The organism is Cellulomonas alba (assembly GCF_030362835.1).
Classification (GTDB): Bacteria; Actinomycetota; Actinomycetes; order Actinomycetales; family Cellulomonadaceae; genus Cellulomonas; species Cellulomonas alba.
Window position 1 is genome coordinate 2,247,731 of record NZ_JAUCGQ010000001.1, and the last position, 26,657, is coordinate 2,274,387.

Annotated in this window: 25 protein-coding genes, 2 tRNA genes and 1 other RNA gene; 13 read left to right on the top strand and 15 right to left on the bottom strand. The window is 75.1% G+C overall.

Going from position 1 to position 26,657, the window contains the following annotated elements:
- Positions 1–3 precede the first annotated feature (3 nt).
- From QRT04_RS10250 to ffs, 3 genes are all read right to left on the bottom strand, one after another.
- Positions 4–528 carry a hypothetical protein gene (locus QRT04_RS10250; protein WP_289455117.1) on the bottom strand — a complete coding sequence of 175 codons (525 nt, stop codon included), beginning with the start codon at positions 526–528 and terminating at the stop codon, positions 4–6.
- 101 nt (positions 529–629) lie between these two features.
- Entirely contained in the window at positions 630–1,304 is a 675-nt protein-coding gene (locus QRT04_RS10255) for a LysE family transporter (protein WP_289455118.1), read from the bottom strand.
- Positions 1,305–1,396: 92 nt separating this feature from the next.
- Positions 1,397–1,493, bottom strand: an RNA gene (ffs, locus tag QRT04_RS10260) — signal recognition particle sRNA small type.
- A 167-nt stretch (positions 1,494–1,660) separates the two neighbouring features.
- Here ffs and QRT04_RS10265 point away from each other — a divergent pair.
- From QRT04_RS10265 to QRT04_RS10275, 3 genes are all read left to right on the top strand, one after another.
- A tRNA-Ser gene (locus QRT04_RS10265) sits at positions 1,661–1,745 on the top strand.
- Between the two features lie 156 nt (positions 1,746–1,901).
- Positions 1,902–3,146: a NosD domain-containing protein gene (locus QRT04_RS10270; RefSeq protein WP_289455119.1), complete on the top strand. Its 1,245-nt coding sequence runs from the start codon at positions 1,902–1,904 to the stop codon at positions 3,144–3,146.
- 128 nt (positions 3,147–3,274) lie between these two features.
- Positions 3,275–3,763, top strand: a complete 489-nt coding sequence (locus QRT04_RS10275; protein ID WP_289455121.1) for a beta-class carbonic anhydrase — start codon at positions 3,275–3,277, stop codon at positions 3,761–3,763.
- A gap of 44 nt (positions 3,764–3,807) precedes the next feature.
- Here the strand turns inward: QRT04_RS10275 and QRT04_RS10280 are convergent, their stop codons facing one another.
- Genes QRT04_RS10280 through QRT04_RS10290 form a run of 3 tightly spaced genes read right to left on the bottom strand, consistent with a single transcriptional unit; the run spans position 3,808 to position 5,829 of the window.
- The gene (locus tag QRT04_RS10280) at positions 3,808–4,794 is read right to left on the bottom strand and encodes a CU044_5270 family protein (protein ID WP_289455122.1); all 987 of its coding nucleotides are present in this window, start codon (positions 4,792–4,794) and stop codon (positions 3,808–3,810) included.
- An 11-nt stretch (positions 4,795–4,805) separates the two neighbouring features.
- Positions 4,806–5,351 carry an RNA polymerase sigma factor gene (locus tag QRT04_RS10285; RefSeq protein ID WP_289455123.1) on the bottom strand — a complete coding sequence of 182 codons (546 nt, stop codon included), beginning with the start codon at positions 5,349–5,351 and terminating at the stop codon, positions 4,806–4,808.
- 37 nt (positions 5,352–5,388) lie between these two features.
- A complete protein-coding gene (locus QRT04_RS10290) occupies positions 5,389–5,829 on the bottom strand; it encodes a hypothetical protein (RefSeq protein WP_289455124.1) in 441 nt (146 codons plus the stop codon).
- Between the two features lie 132 nt (positions 5,830–5,961).
- Here QRT04_RS10290 and QRT04_RS10295 point away from each other — a divergent pair, with 132 nt between their 5' ends.
- From QRT04_RS10295 to QRT04_RS10305, 3 genes are read left to right on the top strand one after another with little or no spacing between them, the layout of a single operon-like run.
- Positions 5,962–7,371 carry a sensor histidine kinase gene (locus tag QRT04_RS10295; protein ID WP_289455125.1) on the top strand — a complete coding sequence of 470 codons (1,410 nt, stop codon included), beginning with the start codon at positions 5,962–5,964 and terminating at the stop codon, positions 7,369–7,371.
- Complete coding sequence (locus QRT04_RS10300) at positions 7,359–8,030, top strand: LuxR C-terminal-related transcriptional regulator (protein ID WP_289455126.1); 672 nt, start codon at positions 7,359–7,361, stop codon at positions 8,028–8,030. Before QRT04_RS10295 ends, QRT04_RS10300 begins: the two co-directional genes overlap by 13 nt.
- Positions 8,027–8,899, top strand: coding sequence for a DUF4097 family beta strand repeat-containing protein (locus QRT04_RS10305; RefSeq protein ID WP_289455127.1), 873 nt, complete (start codon positions 8,027–8,029; stop codon positions 8,897–8,899). Before QRT04_RS10300 ends, QRT04_RS10305 begins: the two co-directional genes overlap by 4 nt.
- A gap of 83 nt (positions 8,900–8,982) precedes the next feature.
- On the opposite strand, the gene QRT04_RS10310 is transcribed toward QRT04_RS10305, so the two are convergent.
- The 3 genes from QRT04_RS10310 to QRT04_RS10320 form a co-directional block, all read right to left on the bottom strand.
- A tRNA-Pro gene (locus QRT04_RS10310) sits at positions 8,983–9,056 on the bottom strand.
- A 62-nt stretch (positions 9,057–9,118) separates the two neighbouring features.
- Positions 9,119–9,958, bottom strand: coding sequence for a metallophosphoesterase (locus QRT04_RS10315; protein ID WP_289455128.1), 840 nt, complete (start codon positions 9,956–9,958; stop codon positions 9,119–9,121).
- Complete coding sequence (locus QRT04_RS10320) at positions 9,955–12,537, bottom strand: penicillin-binding protein (RefSeq protein ID WP_289455129.1); 2,583 nt, start codon at positions 12,535–12,537, stop codon at positions 9,955–9,957. Before QRT04_RS10320 ends, QRT04_RS10315 begins: the two co-directional genes overlap by 4 nt.
- 283 nt (positions 12,538–12,820) lie before the next feature.
- Between QRT04_RS10320 and QRT04_RS10325 the strand changes: the two genes are divergently transcribed.
- Genes QRT04_RS10325 through QRT04_RS10335 form a run of 3 tightly spaced genes read left to right on the top strand, consistent with a single transcriptional unit; the run spans position 12,821 to position 13,828 of the window.
- Complete coding sequence (locus QRT04_RS10325; RefSeq protein WP_289455130.1) at positions 12,821–13,123, top strand: WhiB family transcriptional regulator; 303 nt, start codon at positions 12,821–12,823, stop codon at positions 13,121–13,123.
- Between the two features lie 58 nt (positions 13,124–13,181).
- A complete protein-coding gene (locus QRT04_RS10330) occupies positions 13,182–13,343 on the top strand; it encodes a DUF4177 domain-containing protein (RefSeq protein WP_289455132.1) in 162 nt (53 codons plus the stop codon).
- Complete coding sequence (locus QRT04_RS10335) at positions 13,343–13,828, top strand: RidA family protein (RefSeq protein WP_289455134.1); 486 nt, start codon at positions 13,343–13,345, stop codon at positions 13,826–13,828. Before QRT04_RS10330 ends, QRT04_RS10335 begins: the two co-directional genes overlap by 1 nt.
- Before the next feature lie 94 nt (positions 13,829–13,922).
- Here the strand turns inward: QRT04_RS10335 and QRT04_RS10340 are convergent, their stop codons facing one another.
- Both QRT04_RS10340 and QRT04_RS10345 read right to left on the bottom strand, forming a co-directional pair.
- On the bottom strand, positions 13,923–14,600 hold the full coding sequence (locus QRT04_RS10340) for a Crp/Fnr family transcriptional regulator (protein ID WP_289455135.1): 678 nt from the start codon (positions 14,598–14,600) through the stop codon (positions 13,923–13,925).
- A gap of 115 nt (positions 14,601–14,715) precedes the next feature.
- A complete protein-coding gene (locus QRT04_RS10345) occupies positions 14,716–15,129 on the bottom strand; it encodes a hypothetical protein (protein WP_289455763.1) in 414 nt (137 codons plus the stop codon).
- Between the two features lie 144 nt (positions 15,130–15,273).
- Between QRT04_RS10345 and nth the strand changes: the two genes are divergently transcribed.
- Positions 15,274–15,972 (top strand): endonuclease III, encoded by a 699-nt coding sequence (gene nth / locus QRT04_RS10350; RefSeq protein ID WP_289455137.1) that lies wholly within the window; start codon positions 15,274–15,276, stop codon positions 15,970–15,972.
- Between the two features lie 4 nt (positions 15,973–15,976).
- Here the strand turns inward: nth and QRT04_RS10355 are convergent, their stop codons facing one another.
- Both QRT04_RS10355 and QRT04_RS10360 read right to left on the bottom strand, forming a co-directional pair.
- The gene (locus QRT04_RS10355) at positions 15,977–19,870 is read right to left on the bottom strand and encodes a S8 family serine peptidase (RefSeq protein ID WP_289455139.1); all 3,894 of its coding nucleotides are present in this window, start codon (positions 19,868–19,870) and stop codon (positions 15,977–15,979) included.
- A gap of 57 nt (positions 19,871–19,927) precedes the next feature.
- A complete protein-coding gene (locus tag QRT04_RS10360; protein WP_289455140.1) occupies positions 19,928–21,004 on the bottom strand; it encodes an aminotransferase class V-fold PLP-dependent enzyme in 1,077 nt (358 codons plus the stop codon).
- A gap of 70 nt (positions 21,005–21,074) precedes the next feature.
- Between QRT04_RS10360 and QRT04_RS10365 the strand changes: the two genes are divergently transcribed.
- Positions 21,075–21,977, top strand: coding sequence for a LysR family transcriptional regulator (locus tag QRT04_RS10365; protein ID WP_289455141.1), 903 nt, complete (start codon positions 21,075–21,077; stop codon positions 21,975–21,977).
- A gap of 63 nt (positions 21,978–22,040) precedes the next feature.
- Here QRT04_RS10365 and QRT04_RS10370 read toward each other — a convergent pair whose 3' ends face one another.
- On the bottom strand, positions 22,041–22,643 hold the full coding sequence (locus QRT04_RS10370; RefSeq protein WP_289455142.1) for a protein-L-isoaspartate O-methyltransferase family protein: 603 nt from the start codon (positions 22,641–22,643) through the stop codon (positions 22,041–22,043).
- 85 nt (positions 22,644–22,728) lie between these two features.
- On the opposite strand from QRT04_RS10370, the gene QRT04_RS10375 reads away from it, so the two are divergent.
- Complete coding sequence (locus QRT04_RS10375; RefSeq protein WP_289455143.1) at positions 22,729–24,486, top strand: FAD-dependent oxidoreductase; 1,758 nt, start codon at positions 22,729–22,731, stop codon at positions 24,484–24,486.
- Positions 24,487–24,501: 15 nt separating this feature from the next.
- Here the strand turns inward: QRT04_RS10375 and QRT04_RS10380 are convergent, their stop codons facing one another.
- A complete protein-coding gene (locus QRT04_RS10380; RefSeq protein ID WP_289455144.1) occupies positions 24,502–24,906 on the bottom strand; it encodes a hypothetical protein in 405 nt (134 codons plus the stop codon).
- Positions 24,907–25,032: 126 nt separating this feature from the next.
- Between QRT04_RS10380 and QRT04_RS10385 the strand changes: the two genes are divergently transcribed.
- A complete protein-coding gene (locus QRT04_RS10385) occupies positions 25,033–26,622 on the top strand; it encodes a D-alanyl-D-alanine carboxypeptidase family protein (protein WP_289455145.1) in 1,590 nt (529 codons plus the stop codon).
- The last annotated feature ends 35 nt before the right edge of the window (positions 26,623–26,657 follow it).

The following is a 26,657-nucleotide window of genomic DNA, read 5'->3' on the forward strand; positions in this document are numbered from 1 at the left end:
CCGTCAGCCCTTCGTCCAGACGTTCGGCTGGACGTTCTGCCAGCCGTCGCCGAGCTTCGGGTCGGTGCCGTTGGTGGCGATCACGAGGTCGTCGCCGACCTCGATCGACGTGTGCTCGACGGACGGGACGCACGAGATGCGGGCCAGGTCGCCGACGGGGACGGTGACGGCGCAGAGCTGGCCGTGCTGACCGACCGCCACGAACTGCTTGCCGTCGGCGTCGGTGAGCAGCAGGCGCGTCGTCTCCGGCCGGACGCTGTCGCCCAGACCGTCGAGGTCGTTGTCCGGGATCGTGTCGACGCCCCGCTGCGGGCGGTCGAACGCGCTCAGCAGGGTCGTGGCGCTCACTGCCTGCGCCGCGGCCGCGCGGGGGGACTCCTTGAGCCAGACGAGCCCGCCGATCACCAGCGCCGCGGCGACCGCGAGCGCGACGACCGTGGGCCAGACCCGGCGCTGCGGCGTCTCGACCGCGTCGCCGAACCCGGCGAACGTCTCGGTGAAGAGATCGCCCTCGTGGTACGTCGTCATGCTTCGATCATCGGCGCGTTCCGGGCCGGACGTGAGCATTCGGGCACCGGCGAGTTGACCGGGATCGCGTCGCCGCAGGTCGCCGACTCAGGCCGCGTGCGTCATGACGCGGTGACGAGCGCCGCCAGCGCGACGACGAGCCCGGCGGCGACCACTTCGGTCCCGGCTCGCACGCGTGACGAGAGCCGCACCCCGATCAGGCCGCTCGCCCCGGCCAGCACGCATTGCCACGCCAGCGACGCGGCAGCAGCGCCGAGCGCGAAGGCCAGCAGCGCGACGGTGTGCGCGCGGCCTTCGGCCGGGAGCCGGGTCGCGAGCCCTGCGGCGACAGTCGCAAAGGTGAGCGCGGTCAGCGGGTTGACGGCGGTGAGCGCGACGAACCGCGCGTACGCGCGCCAGGGCGAGGCCGGGCCACGTCGGCCGCCGGATGCCGCGTCGGGCGCGGCCGCGTCGGGCTCACCCAGAGCCGTGGCCGTGCGGTGCGCGGCCAGCCGTCGCACCGACCGCACGAGCTCCACCAGGCCGACGACGAGCAGCACCGCGCCCGCGCCGCGCCGCAGCACGACATCGTGCGCCCCGACCACCGCCGCGACGCGCGACCCGATCAGCACCGCGAGCACCGCGTACACGAGGTCGACCGTCGCGATCCCGGCCGCCGCAGCGAAGGCGACCCGGCGCGGGCTCGTCAGCCCGGTGCGCAGCAGCAGCACGCCGACCGGGCCGAGCGGCATCGCGACCGCCAGGCCCGCGACGACTCCCAGCAGCAGCGCGTGCACGCGGCCAAGCGTGGGGGAGCGGCGGCTCGAGGTCACGTCCAATGGCGAGGACGGCGATTCCGGGCGCGCCGGGCACTGCCCGTCCCCAGGCATGCAAGGACCCCCCGCACACCCGCCAGAGCTCACCTGCCCTTGCTGCCTTCCGGCCCTGGGGGAGTTCAGCGAGATGACGCCGCACGAGGGGTCTGCCGCCAAGCCTAACCCAGCGGATCGGGCGCCGAGGCCGCGTCGGCGGGTGCCGGTCCGTCCCCGCGCGGGGACGGCCGGCGCCGGTCGGCGGCCCGGTGAGGCACCGCCCGAACCTCCGATAGACTCTCCGGCGCAACCCGGTGCCCGCGTGGCCCGGGCTGCGGCCTGGAGGATTCGCCTAGTGGCCTATGGCGCACGCTTGGAAAGCGTGTTGGGTGCAAGCCCTCGGGGGTTCGAATCCCCCATCCTCCGCCGAACAAGGGCCGTGTCACCTGCGCTGAGACGCAGGGGCACGGCCCTTCGTCGTGGTGCAGACCCCTGTGCACACGTCCCGGTCGTGCGCAGCTCGGCCCGCTCGCCGCGGATGCCGCGCTCGCCGCGGACGGCGCATCGCCACCCTCGCCGACGTTGCGATCCGGGACGGCGGGAACAGGCGGATTTGCCCCGGCGGATGTAGCGATTCGGTACAAACGGGGTCATAGTGGACAAGGCAGACCGGTGGGGCGCTGCTCTCCGGTCGCCGCTGACGGGGAAGGTCCGACTCCCGCGCGTCCATGGGGGGCAATCGTGCGCGTCTTCGCTGCTCTGTCCGCGCTCTCACTGGCTGGCGCGGCCGCACTGGTCGCGACGCCCGCGAGCGCCGCACCGCCCGGTCAGCCGACCTGCGGGTCGACCCTCACCGCCGATACCGTGCTGCACTCGAACCTGGTCTGTGCCGGCAACGGCCTGACCCTCGCCGCTGGCGTCAGCCTCGACCTGGGCGGGCACACGCTGCGCAGCACCGCCGGCGGCGTCGGCCTGACCATCGTCTCCACCGGCACCGCCACGCTCAAGCACGGCATGATCACCGGCTGGGACGCTGGGGTGCGCACGCTCCTCATCTTCGACGGCCCCGGCAACGGTCCCCTGCTGGTCGACGGCGTGACGTTCAAGCGAAACGCCGTCGGCGTCGACGGTGTCTCCGACGGGTTCGGGGGGAAGAACCTGACGGTCACCGGGTCGACGTTCGCGGACAACACGTTCGCCGGCGTGACCGCCGAGTTCACCTCGGACACCTTCGACCGGACCGCGTTCGTGAACAACAACGTCGGGTACTGGGGCGACACCGGTTCCGAAGCCACCCTGGCCAACACGCGCTTCACCGGCAACGACACGGGCGCGATCGCTGTCGAAGCGAGCGTCACGCTCACGCACGCCACCTTCAAGAACAACCGCCGGGCGATCTCCAGCGACGGCAGTGTCGCAGGCATCGTCGTGCAGGACAGCCGCATCACCGGCTCCGACGTGGCCATCCACGGCCAGGGCGCCGAGGTCCGGGTCTCGGGGACGGCGTTCGCCAAGAACACCACGGCGGTCGAGATCGGACCGTTCGGGGCCCGGCTCACGGGGAACACCTTCCGCAAGAACGGCACCACGGTGACGCTCCTCCCGTCGGTGTCGGGGACGATCATCGTCATCAGCGACAACACGTTCCGCCGCAACGGGGACGGGCTGCGCCTGGAGAACGCCGACAGCTCCATCAGCGTCGGAGGCAACGACGCCCGCAACAACACCGGGTGGGGCATCTACGCACCCGGCGTCACCGACCTGGGTGGCAACACCGCCCGGCACAACGGCAACCAGCCGCAGTGCGTCGGGGTCGCCTGCCCGTAGTGCCGGACACGAACGGCCTCCACCGCGCCCACCATCCGGACATACCCGAGCGATCCGGTCGGGATGCGGTCTAGCGTCGCAGCCGTGCGTGCGCGCACCAGGCGCGAGCGCCGACCCGGAGGCCACCGATGTCCGTCACCGACGAGTACCTCGCCAACAACCGCCGCTACGCCGAGCAGTTCGACGGCCCGCTGCCGCTGCCGCCCGCCCGTCACGTGGCCGTCGTCGCCTGCATGGACGCGCGGCTGAACGTCTACGGCATCCTCGGGCTCGCCGAGGGCGAGGCGCACGTGATCCGGAACGCGGGCGGCGTCGTCACCGACGACGAGATCCGCTCGCTCGCCATCAGCCAGCGCCTGCTCGGCACGAGGGAGATCATCCTGATCCACCACACGGACTGCGGGATGCTGACCTTCACGGACGACGCGTTCAAGCAGTCGATCCAGGACGAGACCGGCATCAAGCCGCCGTGGTCCGCCGAGGCGTTCTCCGACCTCGCGGTGGACGTGCGGCAGTCGATCGCGCGCATCAAGGCGAGCCCGTTCGTGCCGCACACCGATCAGGTGCGCGGGTTCGTGTTCGACGTCGCCACAGGCCTGCTCGACGAGGTCGTCTGACCGGGCGCGGTGGCGCGGTCGGACGACCTCGAACGAGGGGACGGTCAGCAGGCCTTCGGCGTGCCACCGCAGGCCGGCGCGGTGTCGCCGTCCGGGCTCACGCTCGGCTGGGCGGACTTCGGCTGCTGCGGGTCCGCGGCGGGCGCCGTGGCGGCCGGACCCTGGCTGAGGATCGTCTGCCGGTACCGCGCGCCGCCCGACGGGCCGTAGTCGACCTGCTCGAGCAGTCGGCCGTCAGACGTGTCGAGGATCAGGCGCTCGCGTCCCGAGCCGGGCATCGTGCGCTCGACCGCCTTGCCGGTGCGCCCGGCGTGGTCCTGGACGGTGCCCACGACCGTGACGCCCGGCACGCGTGCCGCCACGTCCCACAGGGCGGCACGCAGCTGCGGCGACGCCGGCGTCTCGCGCAGCAGGTCCCCGACGACGACCCACAGCTCGGTGTCCGGGTCCGGCCCGGCGCCCGCCGACCCGGCGCGCAGCACGCGCTCGAGCGCGTCCGGGTCGGTCGGCAGCGCGTAGAGGCCCGCCCAGTCGACGGCGGCGCCCGCGTCGAACACCGTGGCGTCGAGCGGGATCGTCCTGACGGGCCCACCGGCGCGGTGGTCCTCGAGGCGCGCGTCCTCCAGCACGCCCGGCACGAGGCGTCCGAGCCAGATCTCCCGGTGGTACGCCGGCCCGTCGCCGTCCTGCTGCTCCGAGACGACGTGCCAGTACGCGGCGTCGGACCAGCCGCCGGGCTGCTCGGCGGCCGCGGCGCCCGCTGCGGTGAGCACCGCGGCCGCCTGCGCCGAGTCGGGGCGCGAGCCGCCGAGCCCGACGACCGGCGCGACGACGAGGGCGGCCGCGGCGGCGACCGACGCGATCGCGACGACGGTGCGGCGGCGGCGACGCGAGCGGCGCGCGACCGCTGCCACGTGCTGCTCCGACACGCGGATCTGCGCGTCGAGCGCGGCGCGGGCGCGGCCGAGCACGGCGTCGCTCGGGGGGCGGTAGGTCGGGGCGGTCTCGTCGAGAAGCGTGTCGAGGTTCATGGCGGTCTCCCTCAGCGGGTCGAGTAGGTGTCGAGGACGGTCTGCGCGCGGCGCCTGCCGCGCGAGAGCCGGGCACGCGCGGCCTCCGGCGTGATGCCGAGGACCGCCGCCGCCTCCGCGGGTGTCAGCCCGTCCCACGCGACGAGCAGCAGCACGTCGCGTTCGTCGGTGGTCAGTGCGAGGACGGCGCGGCGCAGCTCCTCGCGGCGGCCGAGCGCATCGAGGCGGGCGTCGACCGCCTGCCAGTCCATGTCGTCGAGCGCGGGCCAGCCGACCGGTGCGGCGCGCGTGCGCAGGTGCGCGCGGACGACGTTGCGGGCGATCCCGTACAGCCACGGCAGCGCCGAGCCGGACTCGTGCGCGTGGACGCGCTCGCGCGCCGACGTCGCGGCGACGAACACCTCCGAGAGGAGGTCGTCCGCGGCGTCGGGTCCGGTCCGCCGCGCCAGGAAGCGGTGCACGGCGCGGGCATGACGCTCGAAGAGCAGCGCCATGGCACCCGGGTGCAGCCGGACGCGACTCAGGAGCTCGTCGTCCGAGGGGGCGTCGTCTTCCATGCCCCTCCTATGCGCGTAACCGCGCGAGCGTGACGGCTCAGGCCCAGTGCCAGCGCACCCGCACGCGGCGCGTGGGGTCGAGCTCGCGCACCCGCCGGAGCGCGGCGGGCAGGAACCGGTAGCTCTCGACCCCGTCCGGCGTCACGACGGCCCACGGGATCAGGCCCGCGAACCGTGCGACGACGACCAGCACGCCGAGCGACAGGACGAGCCACACCTCGACCGGCAGGAGTAGCACCGCCAGCACGACCGCGACCAGCGGCGCCGCGACGAAGATCAGGACCGACACCACCACGCTCAATGCGAAGCCGGCGAGGTCGTCGCTCCACGCGGTGACGTCCGCGTTCGCCCGCACGGCGTCCGGGTCGATGTGCCGCAGCCGCGGCCGCCACGGCAGCAGCCGCACGTCGAGGAACGCGCCCGGGGCCTCCGGCGCGACGGCTGCGGCGGTGTACGGCTGCTCGAGGGCGGGTTCCACGCCGCGAATGCTAGACGCCGCTCGCACCGGAGCTCGCACTGCGACCCCGTCCGGCGGTAGGGACATCCCGACCCCGCACTCGTGGGTGGCCGGGCTGTCCGCGGCCACGCGCGGCGCCCTAGCGTCGTCGTCATGACGACCCCGACCACCGCCCCGCCCGGCACGGGCGCCGACCGGCCGCAGGGCGCGCCCGCGCCGGCGCCGGACGTGCCGCTCGCCGACGACGTCGCCACCGTGGCACCCGCGTTCGCCGACCCGCGCGCGTTGCTGCTCGCGCCGGTCACGCCGGCCACCTGGCGCGGCTACGGACAGGCCGCGATCGGCTTCCCGTGGCTCCTCACGGTGTTCGTGGTCGCCGTGACGGCGTTCTGGCTCGGCGTCGGGCTGGTGTTCCTGTTCGGCGTCGGCCTGCTGCTCCTGATCGTGACGCTGCTCGCGGCCCGCTGGTTCGCCCGGGTCGAGCGGGCGCGGCTTCGCGCGCAGCTCGGCACCGACATCCCGACCCCGACGTACCGCCGCGCGACCGGCACCGGCGCGTGGGCGCGGATGTTCGCACCGCTGCGTGACGCACGGTCGTGGGTGCACCTCGGCTACGCCGGCGTCGCGTGGCTGGTGGTGACGCTCACCTGGAGCCTCGGCATCGGCGGTACCGGCTGGGCGCTCGCGCTCCTCGCCTTCCCGGCCGTCGCCGGCATCGCCGGGCTCGACCACCCCGACGTCCCGCTGTGGTTCCCGGTGCTGATCGGCGTGGTCTCCCTGTGGCTCGCGCCCGTGCTGTCGCAGGCGCTCACGCTGCTGCACGTGCGGCTCGCGCGGCCGCTGCTCGGGCCGTCGCGGCGCGACCTCGACGAGGCCCGTGTGCGCGCCGAGCAGGAGCGGGCCCGCGCCGCCGAGGACCGGGCCGCCGTCCTGACCGAGACGCGCACGGCCGCGGTCGGCGCCGCCGACGAGGAGCGCCGACGCATCGAGCGCGACCTGCACGACGGCGCGCAGCAGCGGCTCGTCGCGCTGGGCGTCGAGCTCGGAGTGGCCCGCCGGACGGCCGAGACGGACCCGGAGGGCGCGGCCGCCGCGCTCGACCACGCGCACCGCGAGGTCAAGGAGACGCTCGCCGAGCTGCGCGACCTGGTACGCGGCATCCACCCCGCGGTGCTGACGGACCGCGGCCTCGACGCGGCGCTCTCCGCGCTCGCGGTGCGGAGCCCGGTCCCGGTCACCGTCGACGCGGGCGAGGGCCTCGACCGCGCGTCGGCCACCGCGCAGGCGGCCGCCTACTTCGTCACCGCCGAGGCGCTGACGAACATCGCGAAGCACGCCGAGGCCACCCGCGCGCACGTCACCGTGCAGGTCCTCGACGACGGTGCCGACCCGCGGCTGCGCCTCGTCGTCTCGGACGACGGCCGTGGCGGCGCCGCCGGCGCACCGGGCAGCGGCCTCGACGGGCTCCGGGCCCGCGTCGCGGCGCTCGACGGATCGTTCGACCTGGTCAGCCCCGCAGGTCGCGGGACTCGTCTCACAGTGGAGGTGCCGTGCGCGTCGTGATCGCCGAGGACTCGGTGCTGCTCCTGGACGGCCTCACGCGGCTGCTCGCCGCTGAGGGCCACGACGTCGTGGGCTACAAGACGGCCGACGAGCTCGTCGCGAACCTCGGCCGCCGCGGCTCGTCGGCGGCGCTGCCCGACGTGCTCGTCACCGACGTCCGGATGCCGCCCACCCACACCGACGAGGGCCTGCGCGCCGCGATCCACCTGCGGAGCCTGCACCCGGCGCTGCCGATCCTCGTGCTCTCGCAGTACGTCGAGCAGCGCTACGCACGCGAGCTGTTCGCGGGAGACGTGCGCGGCCTCGGTTACGTGCTCAAGGACCGCGTGGCCGACGTCGACGACTTCCTCGAGGCGCTCGCCCGGGTGGCGGCCGGCGGCACCGTGATCGACCCGGAGGTCGTCGCGCAGATCCTCGCGCGCAGCCGCCGCACCGACCTCGACACGCTGACGCCGCGCGAGCGCGAGGTGCTCGGCCTCATGGCCGAGGGCCGCTCGAACACGGCGATCGCCGACCGCCTGGTCGTCGGCCTGCCGGCCGTCGAGAAGCACGTCACGTCCATCCTCACCAAGCTCGGCCTCGCGCAGGACGCGGACGACCACCGCCGCGTGCTGGCCGTGCTCCGCTGGCTCGACCAGAACCCGGGAGAACGCGCATGACGACCACGATCCAGCCCCCGACGCGGACCGCCCCCCGGCCCGCCCGGCCCCCGCAGACGCCTGGCTCGCGCATGCTGCGCACGTTCGGCGCCGTGTTCGCCGGCCTCCTCGTGCTGGCCGGGGCGTGGGCCTCGATCGGCACGGTCGCGAGCCTGTGGGGCGGCCGGGACACGCAGACCGCGACGGCGACGTATGCCGCACGGCCCACGGTGGAGCTCGTCGCCGACGGCGGCGTGACGGTCGCGACCGGCGGTGACCAGGTCGTCGTCCACCGCACGTGGCGCGTGCCGCTCGGCAGCATCCGCTACTCGGTCGACGACTCGGCGGACCGGCTCGTCGTCAAGCACCGGTGCCCGCAGTTCGTCGACGGCTCGTGCACCGCGAGCCTGGCGGTGACCGTCCCGTCCGGCACGGCGGTCGTCGTGCACGCGTCCGACGGCCAGGTCGCGGTCCGCGACGTCCAGGGCGCCGTGACCGCGCGGCTCGGTGACGGGTCCGCCTCGATCACCGGCGTGCACGGCGCCGTGGACGTCCGCAGCGCCGACGGGCACGTCGACGTGCGCGAGGTGGTGGGCGACGTCACGGCCCGGTCGTCCGACGGCTCGGTGCTGGTGAGCGGCGTCACGGGCGACGTCACGGCGCACTCCACCGACGGCCGCGTCGACGTCGCGGCGGTCGAGGGCGACGTCGACGCGTCGTCGGCCGACGGCGACGTGACGGTGCGCAGCACGGGCGAGCCGGTCGCGCTCGACATCTCGACGTCCGACGGCCGCCAGACCGTCCAGGCGCCGACCGACCCGTTCGCGACGCGCCACGTCCGGATCCACAGCACCGACGGCGACGTGGCGTTCCTCGGCCCGCGCGGCTGAGCGCACGGCCCGGGCCGGAGGGGGTCCGGGGACGACGAAGGCCGTTCCTCTGAACCAGAGGAACGGCCTTCGTGCTGCACCGGTCGGGGTGGCGGGATTCGAACCCACGACCTCTTCGTCCCGAACGAAGCGCGCTACCAAGCTGCGCCACACCCCGGAGAGCCCGCTCAGGATAGCCGACGCCTGGGGGTGGGACGAAACCGCGTCAGGCGGCGTGCGTCACTGCGCCGCGACGAGCGTCAGGAGCGTCGCCTCGGGCCGGCACGCGAACCGGACGGGCGTGTACGGCGACGTCCCGAGCCCCCCGGAGACGTGCAGCCACGTGGACCCCGCACCGCCCGGACGGTCGGGTCGCGGGCCGGGCCAGCCGTGCAGGCCCTTGGCGCGGCCGGTGTCGAGGTCGCAGTTCGTGACGAGCGCGCCGTACAGCGGCACTGCGAGCTGGCCGCCGTGCGTGTGGCCCGCCAGGACCAGGTCCGCGTCGTCCGCGAGCATCGCGTCGAGCACCCGTCGGTAGGGCGCGTGCGTGACGCCGAGGTGCAGGTCGACGGTCCGGTCGCCGGTGCGCGCGTCGTCGGCGCCGCCGGCCGCGGGGAAGCGGTCGAGGTTGAGGTGCGCGTCGTCGGTGCCGACGAGCGAGATGCGCCGGCCGTCCACGTCGAGCACGCCGCGGTGGTTGTCGAGGTCGACCCAGCCGGCGCCGCGCATGCGGCTCGCGAGCTCGCGCCACGGCAGCTCGACCTGACGGTCGTTCCGGCGCGGCCCACGGTGGGGCTTCAGGTAGCGCGCCGGGTTCTTGGCCACCGGCGCGATGTAGTCGTTCGACCCCATCGCGAACGCGCCCGGCACGGCCAGGTGCGGCTCGAGCGCCTCGAGCAGCGCCGGCATCGCGTCCAGGTGCGCCCAGTTGTCGCCCGTGTCGATCACGAGGTGCGGGTCCAGCGAGGCCAGGTCGCGCACCCAGTCGACCTTGCGCCGCTGCGTCGGGACGAGGTGGAGGTCCGACAGGTGCAGGATGCGCAGCGGGTCCTGCCCGGCGGGCAGCACCGGGACGGTCACCTCACGCAGCGTGTACCACTGGGCCTCGACGAGCGACCAGGCGAGTGCCGCGGTCCCGGCGAGCGCGAGCCCACCCGCCGCGCGCGCCGTGGCGCGCGCGGCCGACGCGGGGGGCGGCACCCGCCGTGGCCCGTGCCGGGACCGCCGCCGCCCGGCCCGGGCTTCGTCGGGCCGCCCTTGCCGCCGCCGTCGTGGTTGCCGGGCTGGTTCCCCTTGTCGTTGTTCTGCTTGTCGGGCGAGTTCCCGTTCGACAGCGTGAGCGTGACGGTCGTCCCGCGCACGCCGCGGCCGGACGGGCTCTGCTGCGCGACGGACCCACCGGGGACGTTGGAGTCGATCGTCTGGGGGTCGACCTGGACGGAGAACCCGGCGTCGGTGAGCGTCTGCGTCGCGGCCTCCACGGTCTGGCCCACCACGTACGGGATCTGCACCTGGTCGCCGTAGAGCTCGTGGTTGCCGACCGACCCGAAGTCGGGGTTCGTGCCCTTCTTCAGCGCGGACTCCATGAACCGGACCCACGTCGGGGCGGCGATGTCGGCGCCGTACAGGTACTGGTGGTAGACGCCGGCGATCGTCTTGCCCTGCACCGGCTTGAAGCCGGTCGGGTACCCGACCCACACGGCGGTCGCGAGCCGCGGCGTGTAGCCGACGAACCAGGTCTCCTCGTTCTTGGACGTGGTTCCCGTCTTGCCGGCCGAGGTGAACGTCGGCTTGTTCGGCACGTTCTTCGCGGTGCCCTGCCAGACGTGGCTGAGCGCGAAGTTCACGGCGTTCGCGTACCGGCTGTCGATCGCCTCGTGGCAGTTCGCCTTCGGCACGGGCAGCGACTTGCCGTTGGCGTCCACGACCTTGGTGACGGCGACCGGGGTGCAGTACGTGCCGCCCGACGCGAACGTGGCGAACGCCGCGGCCATCGTCATCGGCGCGACGTTCGCGGTGCCGATGACGTTCGACGGGAGCGGCGGGACCTTGCCGCCGCCGGGCGTCGAGAGGTGGACGCCCAGGTCGGCGGAGTCGTCCATGATGTCGCAGAGGTCGAGGTCCATCGCCATCGACAGGTACGCGAGGTTGACCGAGTTCTCGGTCGCCTGGAGCACGCTCATCATGCCCGAGCCGGGCTCCGAGTTGCCGGGGGTCCAGACCTCGTACGGCATCCGGGCGCCGCACGCCGTGAACATGTTCTTGTTCAGCGGACGCACCGTGCCGTTGACGCGCTCGTACAGGCTGTGCCCGGACTTGAGCCACTCGAGCAGGGTGAACGGCTTGAACGTCGAACCCGGCTGGAAGCCGCGCGAGCCGCCGTAGGCGAAGTCGGTGTTGTAGTTCACCGACGTGTCGCGCCGGCCGGCGTTGGAGGTGGCGTCGTAGTTCCGGTTCTGCGCCATCGCGGTGATCTTGCCGGTCCCGGGCTCGACCGAGACGATCGAGCTGGCGACGCCCGACGGGTCCTTGACGGGGATGCCCTTCTTCACGGACTTGTCCGCGGCCTTCTGCTGCGACGGCACCAGCGTCGTGGTGATCGTGAGGCCGCCGCGGTAGAGGAGGTTGGTGCGCGCCTGCTTCGTCTTGCCGAACGCCGGGTCGTTGGCGATCACCTTGGTGACGTAGTCGCAGAAGTACCCGGACCCCGCCACGACGCTCCCGGCCGCCATGCAGCCCTGCGACACCTTGGTGAGGTGCAGCGTCTTGGCCAGCGGCGTCGCCACGCCGGCGGTGTACTGCGCGTCGGTGATGTACCCCTGCTGGTGCATCAGCGCGAGGACCGTGTTGCGCCGGTTCTCCGAGTCCTTCGGGTTCTGGACCGGGTCCCACTTGGTGGGGCTCTGCGTGATGCCCGCGATGGTCGCGGCCTCGAGGTAGCTGACGTCCTTCGCGTGCTTGCCGAAGTAGTACTCGGCCGCCGTCTCGACGCCGTACTCCGAGGGGCCGAACTGGGCGATGTTCAGGTAGCGCTCGAGGATCTGGTCCTTCGTCAGGTCCTTCTCGAGCGCGATGGCGAGCTTCGCCTCGCGGAGCTTGCGCTCGTAGGTGGCGCCGCGCGCCTCCTGGATCGCCTTCTGCTGCTCGGCCTTGGTCGGCAGCTCGAGCGCCTGCTCGATCAGCACGTTCTTGACGTACTGCTGCGTCAGCGTCGACGCACCCTGCGTCGAGTCGCTCGACAGCTGGTTCTTGACCATCGCGCGGAGCATGCCCGTGGGGTCGACCCCGCCGTGCTCGTAGAACCGCTTGTCCTCGGTCGCGATCACCGCGTGCTGCAGGATCGGCGCGATGTCCGAGAGCGGGACGACGATGCGGTTCTGGTCGTAGAACGTCGCGAGCACCGACCCGTCGGCCGCGAGGATGGTCGACTTCTGCGGCAGCGTCTTGGCGTAGTCCAGCTCCGTCGGCAGCGCGTCGAACGCCTCGACGGCCGTGTCGGTCGCGGTGTTCGCGACGGCGACGGCGGGCAGGGCGAGACCGGCGGCGAGGACGCCACCGAGACCCGCGACGAGCGCGAAGGACAGGAGGAGGGCCAGCGCCTGGGCGGCGTTGACCTGACGGCCCCGCCGGACGGGCGGCCTGGGCGCAGGGTTCGGCATGGCCGCCAGGGTAGTCGCGCCACCTTGAGGCGCCCGGGCGAGCGCGGTCCGGTGCGCCGGTCTGCACCGGACCTGCACAACGACGCGACGCCACGTCCCGCCCCCGCGGGACCCGCGGGGGCGCCAGGGCCCGTACGGGTGGCCGCGCACCCGGTTCCACCTGCCGATATGACCCGATCGGAGGCTCGTCACGGGTGATCGTGACCGGATAGCGTCCGGGGCCAGGGTGACGCGGCCTCCCGGCGGCGGCACAGCAGGGGGCAGTGGTACAGGAGGATCAACGTTGACCACGTCTGTGCGGGGAGCGCACTGGACCGCGTCCGCGGCGTGCGGCAAGGGCGGCAAGCAGAACGTGTCGCCCGAGGCGATGTTCGTCGAGGGATCGGCGCAACGCGAGGCTCGTGCGGTCTGCACGGCGTGCCCGGTGCGGCTCGAGTGCCTCGCCGAGGCTCTCGACAACCGGCTGGACTTCGGCGTGTGGGGCGGCATGACGGAGCGGGAGCGCCGTGCGTTGCGTCGCCGGCGGCCCGAGGTGCAGTCCTGGCGCGAGGAGCTCGTCGCCCCTGCGGAGCTCGTCGGCGGCTGACCGGCCGGTCCTCGGTCGCGCGGTGGGCCGCGTCGCGCGCCGTCGTTAGGGTGGCGCCATGGCGACCCAGTGGGAGTATGCGACCGTTCCGCTCATCATCCACGCCACCAAGGCGATCCTCGACCAGTGGGGCGCCGACGGGTGGGAGCTCGTGCAGGTGGTGCAGGGCCAGGACGCGACGCAGCTCGTGGCGTACCTCAAGCGGCCCAAGGAGTCCTGATGGGCGCGGCCGACCGCCTCGCGGAGCTCGGCCTGGCGCTCCCGACCGTGGCCGCACCCGTCGCGGCGTACGTGCCCGCCGTGCGCTCGGGCTCGATGGTCTACGTCAGCGGCCAGCTGCCGTTCGTCGCGGGCGCGCTGCCGGCCACCGGCAAGGTCGGTGCGGAGGTCGACGCCGAGGACGCCGCCGGGTACGCACGGATCTGCGCGCTCAACGCGCTGGCGGCCATCGCGGCGCTCGTCGAGGACGAGGGCGGACCCGCGGGCGCCGACGCCCTCGACCGGGTCGTGCGCGTGGTGCGCGTCGGCGGCTTCGTCGCGGTCGACCCGTCGTTCACCGCGATCCCGGGCGTCGTCAACGGTGCCAGCACGCTGCTGCACGACGTGCTCGGCGGGGCCGGCATCCACGCGCGCGCGGCCGTGGGGGTCGCGGCGCTGCCGCTCGACTCGCCCGTCGAGGTCGAGCTGGTCGCCGAGGTCGGCTGACCCGCGCCGCGCCCGGAGGCTGACGACGAAGGCCGCGCACCCGTTCGCCGGGGCGCGGCCTTCGTGGTCGTGCGGTGCTGGGTGCGGTGCCGCGTCAGCGGGCGCGGCGCTCCAGGCGGTCGAGGTCGAGGAGCACGACCGCGCGGCCCTCGCGGCGCACCCAGCCGCGCGCGGCGAAGTCGGCGAGCGCCTTGTTCACCGTCTCGCGGCTCGCGCCGACGAGCTGGGCGAGCTCCTCCTGCGTCAGGTCGTGCGCGACGCGCACGCCCTCGTCGACCGGCTCGCCGAAGCGCGTGGACAGGTCGAGGAGCGCCTTCGCGACGCGGCCCGGGACGTCGGAGAACACCAGGTCGGCGAGCGCCTCGTTGGTGCGGCGGAGCCGGCGCGCGAGCGCCTGCAGCAGGTGGCCGGCCACCGACGGGGTGTCCTTGAGCCACGCGACGAGCTCCGCGTGCGCGAGCTCCATGACGACGGCGTCCGCGACGACCGACGCGGTCGCGGTGCGCGGGCCGGGGTCGAAGAGCGAGAGCTCGCCGAACATCTCGCCCGGACCGAGGATCGCGAGCAGGTTCTCGCGCCCGTCGTTCGAGCGGCGGCCGAGCTTGATCTTGCCCTCGCGGATGACGTAGAGCCGGTCGCCCGGGTCGCCCTCGTGGAACAGGACGTCCCCACGCAGCGCCTCGACGGGCTTCATCGCCTCGGCGAGCGCAGTGGCGGTCTCGTCGTCCAGCCCCGCGAAGAGCGGAGCCGTCAGCACGATGTCGTCGACCACGGTTGCCTCACCTTCCCGGCCGGTGGTCCGGCCCCAGCTTCGCCCCGGGCGCAGGGCGCGCGGGCAACCGCAGGTCACGGCGGCCCCGGTACTCAGTCTGCCCCATCAGCAGGGGTCAGGAGTGGTCCCGCGGTCCCGGCGCACGGACCGCGCTCGCGGCGACGTCGTCGGTGAGGCACGACACGAGCCGCTCGGTCGCGCGGTCGAGCGCGTCGTCGACGCCCGCCTCGTAGCGCGCGAGCCGCTCGTCGAGCTCGCGCAGCTCGGACAGCCGTCCGACGTCGCTCGCGCCCGGGCCCGCCAGGAGGGCGCCGAGCTCGGCCGGACGCGGCACCTCGACGCTGACCTCGATCGGCAGCTGGAACGCGACGCCCTCGCCGAGCGGCTGCGGGCCCGCGGCCTGGGCGACCGCGAGGTCCATCCGCGCACGGAGCAGCCGACGCCACCAGCCGACCCGCGCCCGCTCGGCGCGGAGCGCACGGCGGTGGAGGTGCAGGTCCAGGATCGGGGCGCCGACCGGGGGCGTCATCACGCGCGTTCCTCCTCGGGTGTCCGAGAGGTGGTTCGGGCAACTCGGGCGGGTTCTTGAGCGTCCGTGCAGGTGACGGGCCCGGGATCACCCCAGCGGAGCAACGCGCGGCGTGTGTCGGTGCCGCCGCCTAGGGTGGCCGCCATGGTGCAGGTGGAGGCGGAGAGCCCGCTCGCCCGGACGCGGCGGGCTCGGAGGGTCGACCGGCTGCTCGGCGAGCGGTACCCCGACGCGCGGTGCGAGCTTGACTTCCGGAACGCGTTCGAGCTCCTGGTGGCGACCGTGCTCTCGGCGCAGACGACGGACGTGCGCGTGAACCTGACGACACCCGAGCTGTTCTCGCGCTACCCGGACGCGGAGGCGCTCGCGGCCGCGGACCCGACCGTGCTCGAGGAGATCCTGCGGCCGACGGGGTTCTTCCGCGCCAAGGCGAGGTCGGTGCAGGGGCTGTCGGTCGCGCTCGTGGAGCGGTTCGGCGGCGAGGTCCCGGCGCGGCTCGCGGACCTCGTGACGCTGCCGGGCGTCGGGCGCAAGACCGCGAACGTCGTGCTCGGCAACGCGTTCGGCATCCCGGGCATCACCACCGACACGCACGTGCTGCGGCTGTCCAAGCGGCTGGGCTACACCGCGAGCGACGACCCGCTCGTCGTGGAGAAGGACCTGCAGGCCGTGCTGCCGCGGCGCGACTGGACCATGGCGTCGCACCGGCTGATCTTCCACGGACGGCGCACCTGCCACGCGCGCAAGGCGGCGTGCGGCGCGTGCCCGGTCGCACGGCTGTGCCCGTCGTTCGGCGTCGGCGAGGTCGACCCGCTGAAGGCGGCGGGCCTGGTCAAGCCCTGATCCCTCAGCCGCGGGTCACGGTGTAGACGACCGTCGTGCGGGACGACGCGGCGTTCGAGCTGCCGCGGTAGAGGACCGTCAGGGAGTGCCGCCCGACGGTGAGCGTGCGCGGCAGCGCGATCGTGACCCTGCCGGTCGTCCCCGACACCGTCACCTTGCCGCTCGCCACCACGGTGCTGCCCTGGCGGACCTGCACGGTGCCGGACGGCGCGACCGAGTGGCCCGCGACCTTGACGACCACCGAGGTGCGGGTGCCGTAGCGGGCCGTGCGGTGGGTGAGCGACGCCGTCGTGGTCGAGGCGGCCTTCGCCACCGTCACCGACGCAGTGCCCGACGACGCCCTCCAGGCGGCCGACGAGGGAGTGAAGGCCGCGCGCAGGGTGTGCCTCCCGGCGGCGAGCTTCGGTCCGGCCGTCGCCTTGCCGCTGTGGACCGTCGCCGACGCGAGCTTGCGGGTGCCGTCGTAGAACGCGACGGTTCCGGTCGCGGTGGTGGGGGAGACCGTTGCCGTCAGCGGCAGCGCGACCCCGGCGGTGCGGGGCGTCCCGACGGTGAGGCGCGTGGTCGTCGCCGTCGGCGGGGGCACGGTCAGGCTGACGACCTGCGCGCGCGTGCTCGGGGCGTTGCCCGGCGCGAGCACGAGCAGCCGGCCCGACGTGGCGCCCGCCGTGCGGTGGACGGTGAGCGACCTCGGGCCGTCGAACGAGAACGAGCCGGACACGCCGCGGTCGAACCAGTAGGGCGGCGCGCCCACGTTCGCGACGAACGTCGGAGCGACGTCGACGACCTGCGTGCCGTCCGGTGCGAGCGGCGAGTAGGTCCAGACCGTGATGGCGGGCCGCGCGCTCACCGGGATGCCGGCGGCGCCGAGGTGGACGGTCGCGACCAGCACGTCGTCGTCGAAGACGCCGGTGTCGGTGGTGCCCGTGAGGCCGTTGACCGGTGTGGAGTCGACCAGCTCGCCGGTCGACCAGTCGTACGTGTCGGCGAGCGTGACGTCGGCGGCGCCGTTCGCCGTCAGCAGCTTCTCGACGACCAGCTCGAGGTCGGGCAGCCCGTCGCGGTCGACGTCGATCTCGGCGATCACGTTGACGGCCTGGCCGAGCGAGGCCCAGTCGCCGTCCGTCTGCACGCCGATGGCGAGCTGCTCGGCGGACGCCGGGCCGTGCGCCGCGACCACCGCGGGGACGTTCGACGCCCAGCCGACCGCGCGGAGGTCGCCCGACCGCACGGCCGACGCCGAGGAGCTGGAGAGGTCCTGGTCCTCGAGCTTGGGGCTCGTGGCGCCGAACACGAGCGGGGTGACGAGCGAGCGCCAGCCGCCACCGAGCGAGTAGCCGCCGCCCGTCACCGGGAGCGTCGCCGTGGTCGACGCCGCGTTGGCGTAGTGCACGGCCGAGGTGGTCAGGGTGCTGACGGGGCGGGGCGCGGCCTGCACCGGCACGCGCAGCTCGCCGGGTGCCGTGGCGCCGGTCGGCGTCAGCACCAGGCGGCCCGTCAGCTGGGCGACGTGGTCGACGGCGTAGCCGCCCTGCGTGGCCTGCTGCGTCGGGTCGAGGTCGCGCGTCAGCGTCGACGGGGTCGCGTGCAGGGTGAGCGTGACGGTCGCCGACCGGTGCGCGCCGACCACCACCTGGCCGGGGGACACGGTGAGCGACGCGGCGCCCACCGTCGTCGAGCGCGCGAACGAGGTGTCGTAGGTCGCGTCGGTGTCGCCGAGGTTGGTCACCGTGACCGTCCGGCTCGTCGTCAGCCCGCTCGCGCCGACCGGCACGACGCCGAACGTGACGCCCACCTGCGCCGGGCGCTGGCTGTCGTACGCGATGACGCTGCCGGTGACCGCCGCGAGCGCGTCCACGCGGCCCGAGCCGGTGCGCTGCGGGCCGTATACGAGGCCGCCGATCTTCGCGGTGGTCACGTCGTGCGTCGCGGTGTTCTCGATCGCGGCCTTGACCTGCGCGGGCGTCCAGCCCGGGTGCGCCTGGAGCACGTCGGCCGCGATGCCGGCGACGTGCGGCGAGGCCATCGAGGTGCCCGTCAGCGACTGCGCGCGCGTGCCGGCGCCCGAGGCGGCCGAGACGACGTCCGTGCCGGGCGCGGCGACGTCGGGGCCGGAGCGCCCGAGCGACCCGTGGTCACCGCGCGACGACGACGGGTTGAGCACGTCGCCCGCGAGGTCCTCGACGACGGCGCCGGCCAGCTGCGGGCCGAGCTGCGCGTGGACGGCCGGCCCGCCCTGGCTCGCCTCGACGAGCGCCGGCTGGAGCGCCGCGGCCGCTGCCGGGAGGAGCTCGGCGCCCGGCAGCGTGGCGTTGCCGCCGAGCACGCCGTCGGGCACGTCCTGCGTCCCGGGCAGCAGCACGCCGACCGCGCCCGCGTCCTGCGCGTTGTCGAAGCGGGTCGCCGAGTTGCACGCGCGCTGCTGCGCGTCGTCGCTCCACGCGAGGTAGACGATGCGGTGCGCGATGCGGTTCCTGACCGCGGTCGTGAAGTCGTCGGGCGAGCACCCGTCGAACGCGAGGTTCGCGGGGTCGGGGAGCACCACGTCGGCGGACGCGCCCACCGTGCCGGTGTAGGCCGCCGAGTTGTGCGCCGGGTACGTGCGCGCCACCGACGCCGGTGCCGTGACCTGCACGCCGTCGTAGTCCTGCGGGCCGCCGACGGAGTTCGCCACCGAGAGCGCGCTCTGCGCGTTGCCCGGGTCGCCCGCCACGTCCTGCACGTCGCCCGCGTTGCCCGCGGCCGTCACGACGAGAGTGCCGAGCGCCGAGAGCTGGTCGACGAACAGGTCGTCCGCGGTGTCGGCCGGGCCGCCGTCGCTGCCCAGCGACAGGTTGACGACGTCGACGTGGTCCGACAGGTCGCCGTCGGCGTTCGGGTCGGCGGCGCGGTCGAGCGCGAGGGCGGTGAGCGACGTGCTGCCGCCGAGGTCGCCGAAGATCTTGAACGCGTAGATGCCCGCCTCGGGCGCGGTGCCGGGGCCGATCTGCCAGCCGGAGATGTCGCCGAGCGTCGCGTAGTCGCCGGTGAACGTCTGGCCCGCCGCGTCCACGCCGTAGCCCGCGGCGATGCCCGCGACGTGCGTGCCGTGGCCCTCGTTGCCGTTCTCGAGCTGGTACGGCGAGTCGATGGGGTTCGGGTCCGGCGTGGGGGTGAGCGACGTGCCCTCCACGCCGTCGTCGCCCGCGTCCGCGTCGTACGTGTGGCCGGCGAAGTCGTAGCCGCCCAGCAGCTTGCTGTCGTCGTAGAGCGACGGGTCGAGCGGGTTCTTCCCGTCGTTCGCGTCGGCCTGCGCGTACGCCGGTGCCGTGCCGGGGCCGCCGAAGTCGGCGTGCGTGTAGTCCACGCCGGTGTCGACGACGGCGATGCGGACGCCGCGCCCCGTCGCGTGCGCGTCGGACCACGCCTGGACCGCGCCCGTGAAGACGTCCTCGCGCGCGTTCGCGACCTTCTTCGGCGTGACGCGGTAGATGCCGACGACGTCCGGGTCGCCGGCGAGTGCGCGGACGTCGGAGGCGTCGCCCGTGACGAGCGTGCCCGGCACGAGGTTCGTGGTCGTGCCGAGCCGCTTGGGCTCCGCCGTGCGGGCGTTCTGCCGCGTCAGCGCGTGGGGGACGACGTCCTGGGCGACGGCGGCGGTGTGGGCGCGCGCGGCGCGCACGGCCGCGGCGGAGCCGCCCGCGGCAGCGACGGAGCGGCCGGAGCGGGCGTCGAGCCGGACGAAGGCGGTGACCTGGCCCTTCGCGTGCGCGAGGCGCGGGTCGATCGTGGCGCGGTGCGCGGCCGCCGCGGCGCCGGCGGGGTCGGTGGTGGCTGCGGCGCCGGAGACGCCCGCGGTGCACGCGGCCGCCGTGAGCGCGAGCGCGGTCACGGCGGACAGGACGGATCGACGTGCCATCGGACTTCCCCCGGTCAACGTGGCGGACGTCGAGTCCTCCCGACGAACGCGTGCACGCTACCCGGTGCGCGCGCCGGCGCCGGCACGACCGGCCGGGCACGCCTCGAGCGCCCGCTCCACGTCGGCGTCGTCGTTCCAGACGTGGAACGCGAGCCGCGTCCCGCCGCCGCGCCCCGCCGTCCGGCAGCCGGCCCTGGCGAGGCGTGCGCGCAGCGAACCTTCGGCGTCGTCGGGCAGCCGGACGATCGCGCTCCCGGTCGGCTCGAGCCCGAGCCCCGCGCGGAACCGGTCGGCCAGCCCGGCTGACCAGCGGCGCACCTCGGTGAGGTCGACGCCGTCGAACGCCTCGAGCGCGGGCGCGGTGCCGGCCCAGCAGATCCAGGCCGGCGAGATGTCGAGCCGCCGGGCGTCCGGCGCGAGCCGCAGGTCGTGGCCGTAGACGGACGACCACACGTCCTGTGCGGCGTACCAGCCCGCGCTCGTCGGCCGCAGGTCGCCCGGCCCGCCGGCCGGGACCGTGAGGAACGCCGTGCCGCGCGGAGCGCCGAGCCACTTGTACGCGGCGCACACCGTGAGGTCGAACGCGCCCGCGTCGACCGGCAGCCACCCCGCCGCCTGCGTGAGGTCGACGAGGGTCCGCGCCCCGACGGCGGCGGCCGCCGTGCCGATCGCGTCCGCGTCCGCGATCGCCCCGTCGCGCGACTGCACGAGCGAGTACGCGACCAGCGTCGTCGTCGGGCGGACCTCGTCCGCGAGGCGGTCGAGCGGCACGGCGCGCACGGTGAGCCGGTCGGCGAGCGCGACGAACGGGTAGGTGAGGGAGCTGAAGTCCTGCTCGGCCGTCAGCACCTCGGCGCCGTCGGGCAGGCTCGCGGCGACGGTGCCGACGAGCGGCGAGACCTGGGCGCCGACGGCGACGCGCGTGCGGTCGACGCCGACGAGCCGCGCGAACGCCGCGCGCGAGCGGGCGACCGCCTCGTCGTACGCCGCGAGGTCCTGCGTCCCGGCCTGCCAGCGGGCGACGGCGTCGCGGACCGCCGCCGCGGTCGCCCGCGTCGGGAGGCCGCACGTCGCGGCGTCGAGGTAGCCCGGCACCGGGTCGTAGAGGCCGCGGAACGCGTCGAGGGTGCGCATGCTCGATGGTCCGGCGGGGCCGCGCCATCACACAACGACCGATCTTGCCTAAGACCCATAACATGGCGTGATGGACCTCGACGTCGCGTCGCTGCGGATGCTCCGGGCCGTCGAGGACGCCGGCACCATCACCGGAGCGGCCACGACGCTCGGCCTGAGCCAGCCGGCCGTCAGCCAGCACGTCCGCCGCCTGGAACGGCGGCTCGGCACCGCGCTGCTCGACCGGTCGGGCCGCTCGGTCCGGCTCACCGAGGCCGGCGAGGCGCTCGCGCGGCACGGCGCGACCGTCGCGTCCGCGCTGCGCGCCGCGACCGCCGAGGTGTCGGCGCTCACCGGGCTCCAGTCGGGCCGGGTGCGGCTCGTGGCCTTCCCGTCCTCGTCCGCGACCCTCGTGCCCCGCGCGCTCGCGGACCTGCGGGCGCGTCACCCGGGGCTGACCGTGACGTTCGACGAGTCCGAGCCGCCCGAGTCCCTGCGCGCGCTGCGGGCAGGTGCGTGCGACGTCGCGCTGGCGTTCTCCTACCCGGGCGACGCGCGCGGCGACGGGCTCGACGGGCTCGTCGCGCGGCACCTGCTCGACGACGCGACGCGCGTGGTGCTGCCCGCGGGGCACCCGCGCGCCGACGACCCCGACCTCGCGCTCGCGGACCTCGCGGACGAGCGCTGGATCGCGGGCTGCCCGCGCTGCCGCGGCCACCTGCTGACCTCCGCGGAGGCGAGCGGGTTCGCGCCGGACATCGCGTTCGCGACCGACGACTACGTCGCGGTGCTCGGACTGGTCGAGGCCGGGCTCGGGGTCGCGGTGCTGCCCGACCTCGTGCTGCCGACCGCGCGGCGGCACCCCGGCGTCGTGCTCAGGCGAGCGCGCGGCACGTCGGCCCGGCGGGTGCACGCGGTGACGACGCCCGACCTGGTGCGCGTGCCGGCCGTGACGGCGACGATCGACGCGCTCGTGGCGGCGGCGGCGGCCTGACCGCGCGGCCGCGCGACCGCGCGGGCGGCGACCGGTCCAGCACGCCCTCGCCCCGGGCGCGGGTCAGCGCAGCGGCACGAACACGTACTCGCCGTGCGTCGTCACCGACACCGCCGTTCCGCGCCGGACCACCAGGTGCATCGTCGTCCGCACCGGCACCACGAGCCGCCCGCCGTCCGCGAGCTGCGCCACGAGGGCCTCGGGCATCCGGTCGGCGCTCGCGGAGACCAGCACGCGGTCCCACCCGCCGATCGTCGGCCGGCCGAGCGCGCCCGGGTCGGCGGGCTCGACCACGGCCCACTCGAACCCGCGCGCCGCGACGTTGGACGCGCCCCACGCGGCGAGCGACTCGTCCAGCTCGAGGCCCAGCACCGCGCCCGTCGGACCGGCCAGCTGCGCGAGCAGCGCCGTCGTCCAGCCGGAGCCCGCGCCGACGTCGAGCACGCGCGCACCGGGCGGCACGTCGAGCAGGCGCAGCATCGCGGCGACCGTGCTCGGCTGCGAGCCCGTCTGGCCGTGCCACAGGGGGAGGGCGCGGTCCTCGCCGGCGTGCCCGCGCACCTCGCGCGGCAGGAAGGCGGCGCGCGGCACGGCGCGCATCGCGTCCGCCACGCGGCGGGCGACGTCGGCGTCCGGGTCGGGGCTGGGGGCGGCCGGGCCGGCCATCCGTCGAGCCTACGATGCGTCCGTCGAGCGCGACGGTGCGCGGCGACCGGCCCGGCGGACCCGCGGCGGACGGCTCGGAGGACGGATGGCGACGCGCGGAGCGCAGGCCGGGCGGGCGAGCGGCGCTGGCGGCCCGCCGGCCGAGGTCGACGTCGCGGTGGTCGGCTCGGGGTTCGGCGGGTCGGTCGCGGCCCTGCGGCTCGTCGAGAAGGGCTACCGCGTCGCGGTGCTCGAGGCCGGCCGCCGGTTCGCGCCCGAGACGTTGCCGCGCACGTCGTGGGACGTCTCCCGCTTCCTGTGGGCGCCGCGGCTCGGGTGGCTCGGGCTGCAGCGGATCCATGTGCTGCGCGACATCGTGGTGCTCGCCGGGGCGGGGGTCGGCGGCGGGTCGCTCGTGTACGCGAACACGCTGTACGAGCCCGAGGCGGGCTCGGCGTTCTGGTCGGACCCGCAGTGGGCGCACCTGGCCGACTGGCGCACCGAGCTCGCACCGTTCTACGACCAGGCACGCCGCATGCTCGGTGTGGTCGACAACCCCACGATGACGCCCGCCGACGAGGTGGTGCGCGCCACCGCACGCGACCTCGGCGTCGAGGGCACGTTCCGGCTCGCGCCGGTCGGCGTCGTCTTCGGCGAACCCGGCACGCCGGTGCCGGACCCGTTCTTCGGCGGTGTCGGCCCGGAGCGGCGCGGGTGCCTGCAGTGCGGCGAGTGCATGACGGGCTGCCGCCACGGCGCCAAGAACACGCTCGTGACGAACTACCTGTACCTCGCGGAGCGGGCGGGAGCGCTCGTCGTGCCCGAGGCGACCGTGACGCGCCTGCGGCCGCGTGCCGACGGGCGGTGGGACGTGACCGTGACCCGCACCGGGCGGCGGGGACCCGTGCGGACCACGGTCGCGAGCCAGGTCGTGGTCGCCGCCGGCGCCTGGGGGACGCAGCAGCTGCTCCACCGGCTGAAGGCCGACGGGACGCTGCCGCTGCTCTCCGACCGGCTCGGTGCTCTGTCGCGGACGAACTCGGAGTCGCTCGGGGGCGCGGCGATGCGGTGGCGCGGGCACCGCGCCCGCCCGGACCTGACGCGCGGTGTCGCCATCACGTCGTCCGTGTGGCTCGACGAGCGGACGCACCTCGAGCCGGTCCGGTACGGGCGCGGGTCGAACCTGATGGGGCTGCTCTCGACGGTCCTGACCGACGGCGGCGGCCGCGTCCCGCGGCCCGTGCGCTGGCTCGGCCAGGTGCTGCGGCACCCCGGCCGCGTGGCGTCGCTGCTGCTCGGGATCGGCTCGTGGTCCCGGCGGACCGTCATCGGGCTCGTGATGCAGACGGGCGGTGCCGCGTTGACGGTGCGCCCGCGGCGCACGTGGCTCGGCGGGTGGCGGCTGACGTCGTCGCCCGACGCGGGCGAGCCGAACCCGACGTGGATCCCGCGCGCGAACGAGGCCTACCGGCGCATGGCGACGCATCTCGACGGGTTCGCGGCGAGCAGCCTGGGCGAGATCGTCGACGTGCCGATGACCGCGCACTTCCTCGGCGGCTGCACCATCGGCGACTCGCCCTCGACCGGCGTGGTCGACCCGTACCACCGCGCGTACGGGTACCCGGGCCTGCACGTCGTCGACGGCTCGACCGTCTCGGCCAACCTGGGCGTGAACCCGTCGCTGACGATCACCGCGCAGGCCGAGCGGGCGTTCGCGATGTGGCCGAACCGCGGCGAGGCGGACCGGCGGCCGGGCGTCGGGGAGCCGTACCGACCCGTCGCGCCGGTCCCGCCCGGGCGGCCCGTGGTGCCCGCGCACGCGTCGGGGGCGCTGCGGCTGACGGTCGTCCGCCGCGACGGCTGAGGTCGCCGGCCGCGGTCAGTCGCGGCGGCTCGCGGCCTCGCGCTCGGCGCGCGCCGCGGCCACGACGACCGCGGTCGGCGCGGTCGGCACGGGGTTGGTGCGCGGCACGTCGGCCGCCGCGACGTCGGGCACGAACTTCGGCTTACGACCGGGGCGGCCCGGTGCGCGTCGTTCCTCGATCCCCTCGAGCGTCGACGCACGCCACACGGCCCCGCCGTTGAGCCGGCCGTCGGGCTGAGGCAGCCACGGCACGCGGCGCGAGAGCCACACGCGCACGGTGGCGTGCTCGACTCCGAGGCGGTCCGCGAGCCGCGCGATGTCGTACAGGTCGTCGAGGCCCGTGGACGGCAGCTCGGCCGTCGCGTCGGTCCCCGCACGGGGCGGGTTCGGCGAGGCGGACGGGACGTTCGGGCCGGGCACGGCGGCAGCGTAGCGGCAGGAGCGCCAAATATGTGACGGACGCGTGACGGAATCAACACACGATCTTCGCCCTCTCGGCCCTCAAGTCCTCCTGGACGGCCGTCCGATATACCTAATGTGTCACGGGTGAGTAACAGAAAGCGTCGGCCGGCCCACCGCGCCGAGCCCGTGCGCTCGCCCCTCGCGGCGCGCGTGCACGACCTCACGCCCGCGCGTCTGGCGCAGGGCGGTGTCGTCGCCGTGCTCGTCGCCGGGCTGTGCACCACGATCACCGCGCAGGCGTCCGCCTCCGGCACCGAGACCGACAGCGGCCGCACGGCGGCCATGGCCGAGGCGCGCGACGGGGCCGTCGACGTCGCGGCCGACGCGCTGGTGGTCGCCGACGCGGTCCAGACGAAGGCCGCGCACACCACGGGTGTCAGCGCCGCGAAGCTCGCCGAGCTGCGGACCGCGGCCGCGCAGGTCGACGCACTGATCACCGAGGCCGAGGGGCACACCAGCACCGCGTCGGACACCCGGGACGCGGGTGGCACCCCGTCGCCGTCCGCGTCGGCGGACGCGCCCGCGCCGACGGCCTCGCCGTCCGCGAGCACGCCGTCCGCGATGTCCTCGCCGTCGGCGACCGCGTCGGGTGCGCCGGCCGACGCCGCCGAGCCGGACGCCGCGAACCCGGCCGCCTCGCCGACCGCCGCACCGGTCGGCTCGGACGAGAGCCCGTCCGCCGCTGACGCCGACCCTGCGTCCGACACCGCGGCCGTGGCGCCCCCGACCGTCGCGCCCTCGACCGCCGCGTCCTCGACCGCGGCGACATCGACGGCGGGCCGCGCCGCGGGCGCGACCGTGCCGGGCGCGACCGTCGCCGGCGCCGCGAAGGCCGCTCCGCCCGCGCCCGCGAGCGCGTCGGCCGAGACCCCGTCGCCGTCGAGCACCGCGACCACCGGCACCCCGTCGGCCACGGGAACCGCCACGGCCGCCGCCGGGACGACCGCCACCGGGACGACCCCCGCCGGCACCTCGCCGACCGCGTTCGACGCGAAGGTCCCGACGATCCCCGATACCGCCGGCCCCGAGGACCAGACCACCGAGGACCTCCGCACAGCCGTCGCGCACCTCGCGACGATCGCCGCCGAGGTCCGCGCCGAGGTCGCCGACGAGGCGGCCCGACAGGCCGCCGACAAGTCCGCGGCCGACAAGTCCGCGGCCGACAAGGCGGCGGCGCAGAAGACGGCGGCGGACAAGAAGGCGGCGGACCAGGCCGCCGCCGAGAAGGCCGCCGAGCGCAAGGCGGCGCAGCGTGCCGCCTGGAAGCGCTCGCTCCAGGGCTTCCCGAACGGCCGCATCCCGGCGAGCGCGCTCTGCGGCGTCCCGTTCGACTCGAGCGTGCTGCTGCGGTGCGACGCCGCTCAGGCGCTCACCGCTCTCGACAAGGCGTACTCCCGCGCGTTCGGCCACCACCTCGAGGTCAGCGACTCGTACCGGTCGTACGGCGCGCAGGTCGCGTGCCGCGCCACGAAGGGCTACCTCTGCGCGGAGCCCGGCACGTCCAACCACGGGTGGGGCGTCGCGGTCGACCTCGGCGGGGGCATCCAGTCGTTCGGCACGTCGACCCACGGCTGGATGAACCGGAACGCCGCGAAGTTCGGCTGGCACCACCCGGGCTGGGCCGAGCCGGGCGGCTCCAAGCCCGAGCCGTGGCACTGGGAGTTCACCGCCTGACCGGGCCGCTGCGCGGTCGCCGGTCCGGCTTCCGG

Bases quoted from the DNA above. Each gene is read 5' to 3' on its own strand.
- QRT04_RS10250 (WP_289455117.1), bottom strand. From the start codon at position 528: ATGACGACGTACCACGAGGGCGATCTCTTCACCGAGACGTTCGCCGGG.
- QRT04_RS10275 (WP_289455121.1), top strand. From the start codon at position 3,275: ATGTCCGTCACCGACGAGTACCTCGCCAACAACCGCCGCTACGCCGAG.
- QRT04_RS10280 (WP_289455122.1), bottom strand. From the start codon at position 4,794: ATGAACCTCGACACGCTTCTCGACGAGACCGCCCCGACCTACCGCCCC.
- QRT04_RS10285 (WP_289455123.1), bottom strand. From the start codon at position 5,351: ATGGAAGACGACGCCCCCTCGGACGACGAGCTCCTGAGTCGCGTCCGG.
- QRT04_RS10295 (WP_289455125.1), top strand. From the start codon at position 5,962: ATGACGACCCCGACCACCGCCCCGCCCGGCACGGGCGCCGACCGGCCG.
- QRT04_RS10305 (WP_289455127.1), top strand. From the start codon at position 8,027: ATGACGACCACGATCCAGCCCCCGACGCGGACCGCCCCCCGGCCCGCC.
- QRT04_RS10320 (WP_289455129.1), bottom strand. From the start codon at position 12,537: ATGCCGAACCCTGCGCCCAGGCCGCCCGTCCGGCGGGGCCGTCAGGTC.
- QRT04_RS10330 (WP_289455132.1), top strand. From the start codon at position 13,182: ATGGCGACCCAGTGGGAGTATGCGACCGTTCCGCTCATCATCCACGCC.
- QRT04_RS10335 (WP_289455134.1), top strand. From the start codon at position 13,343: ATGGGCGCGGCCGACCGCCTCGCGGAGCTCGGCCTGGCGCTCCCGACC.
- QRT04_RS10345 (WP_289455763.1), bottom strand. From the start codon at position 15,129: ATGACGCCCCCGGTCGGCGCCCCGATCCTGGACCTGCACCTCCACCGC.
- nth (WP_289455137.1), top strand. From the start codon at position 15,274: ATGGTGCAGGTGGAGGCGGAGAGCCCGCTCGCCCGGACGCGGCGGGCT.
- QRT04_RS10355 (WP_289455139.1), bottom strand. From the start codon at position 19,870: ATGGCACGTCGATCCGTCCTGTCCGCCGTGACCGCGCTCGCGCTCACG.
- QRT04_RS10360 (WP_289455140.1), bottom strand. From the start codon at position 21,004: ATGCGCACCCTCGACGCGTTCCGCGGCCTCTACGACCCGGTGCCGGGC.
- QRT04_RS10365 (WP_289455141.1), top strand. From the start codon at position 21,075: ATGGACCTCGACGTCGCGTCGCTGCGGATGCTCCGGGCCGTCGAGGAC.
- QRT04_RS10370 (WP_289455142.1), bottom strand. From the start codon at position 22,643: ATGGCCGGCCCGGCCGCCCCCAGCCCCGACCCGGACGCCGACGTCGCC.
- QRT04_RS10375 (WP_289455143.1), top strand. From the start codon at position 22,729: ATGGCGACGCGCGGAGCGCAGGCCGGGCGGGCGAGCGGCGCTGGCGGC.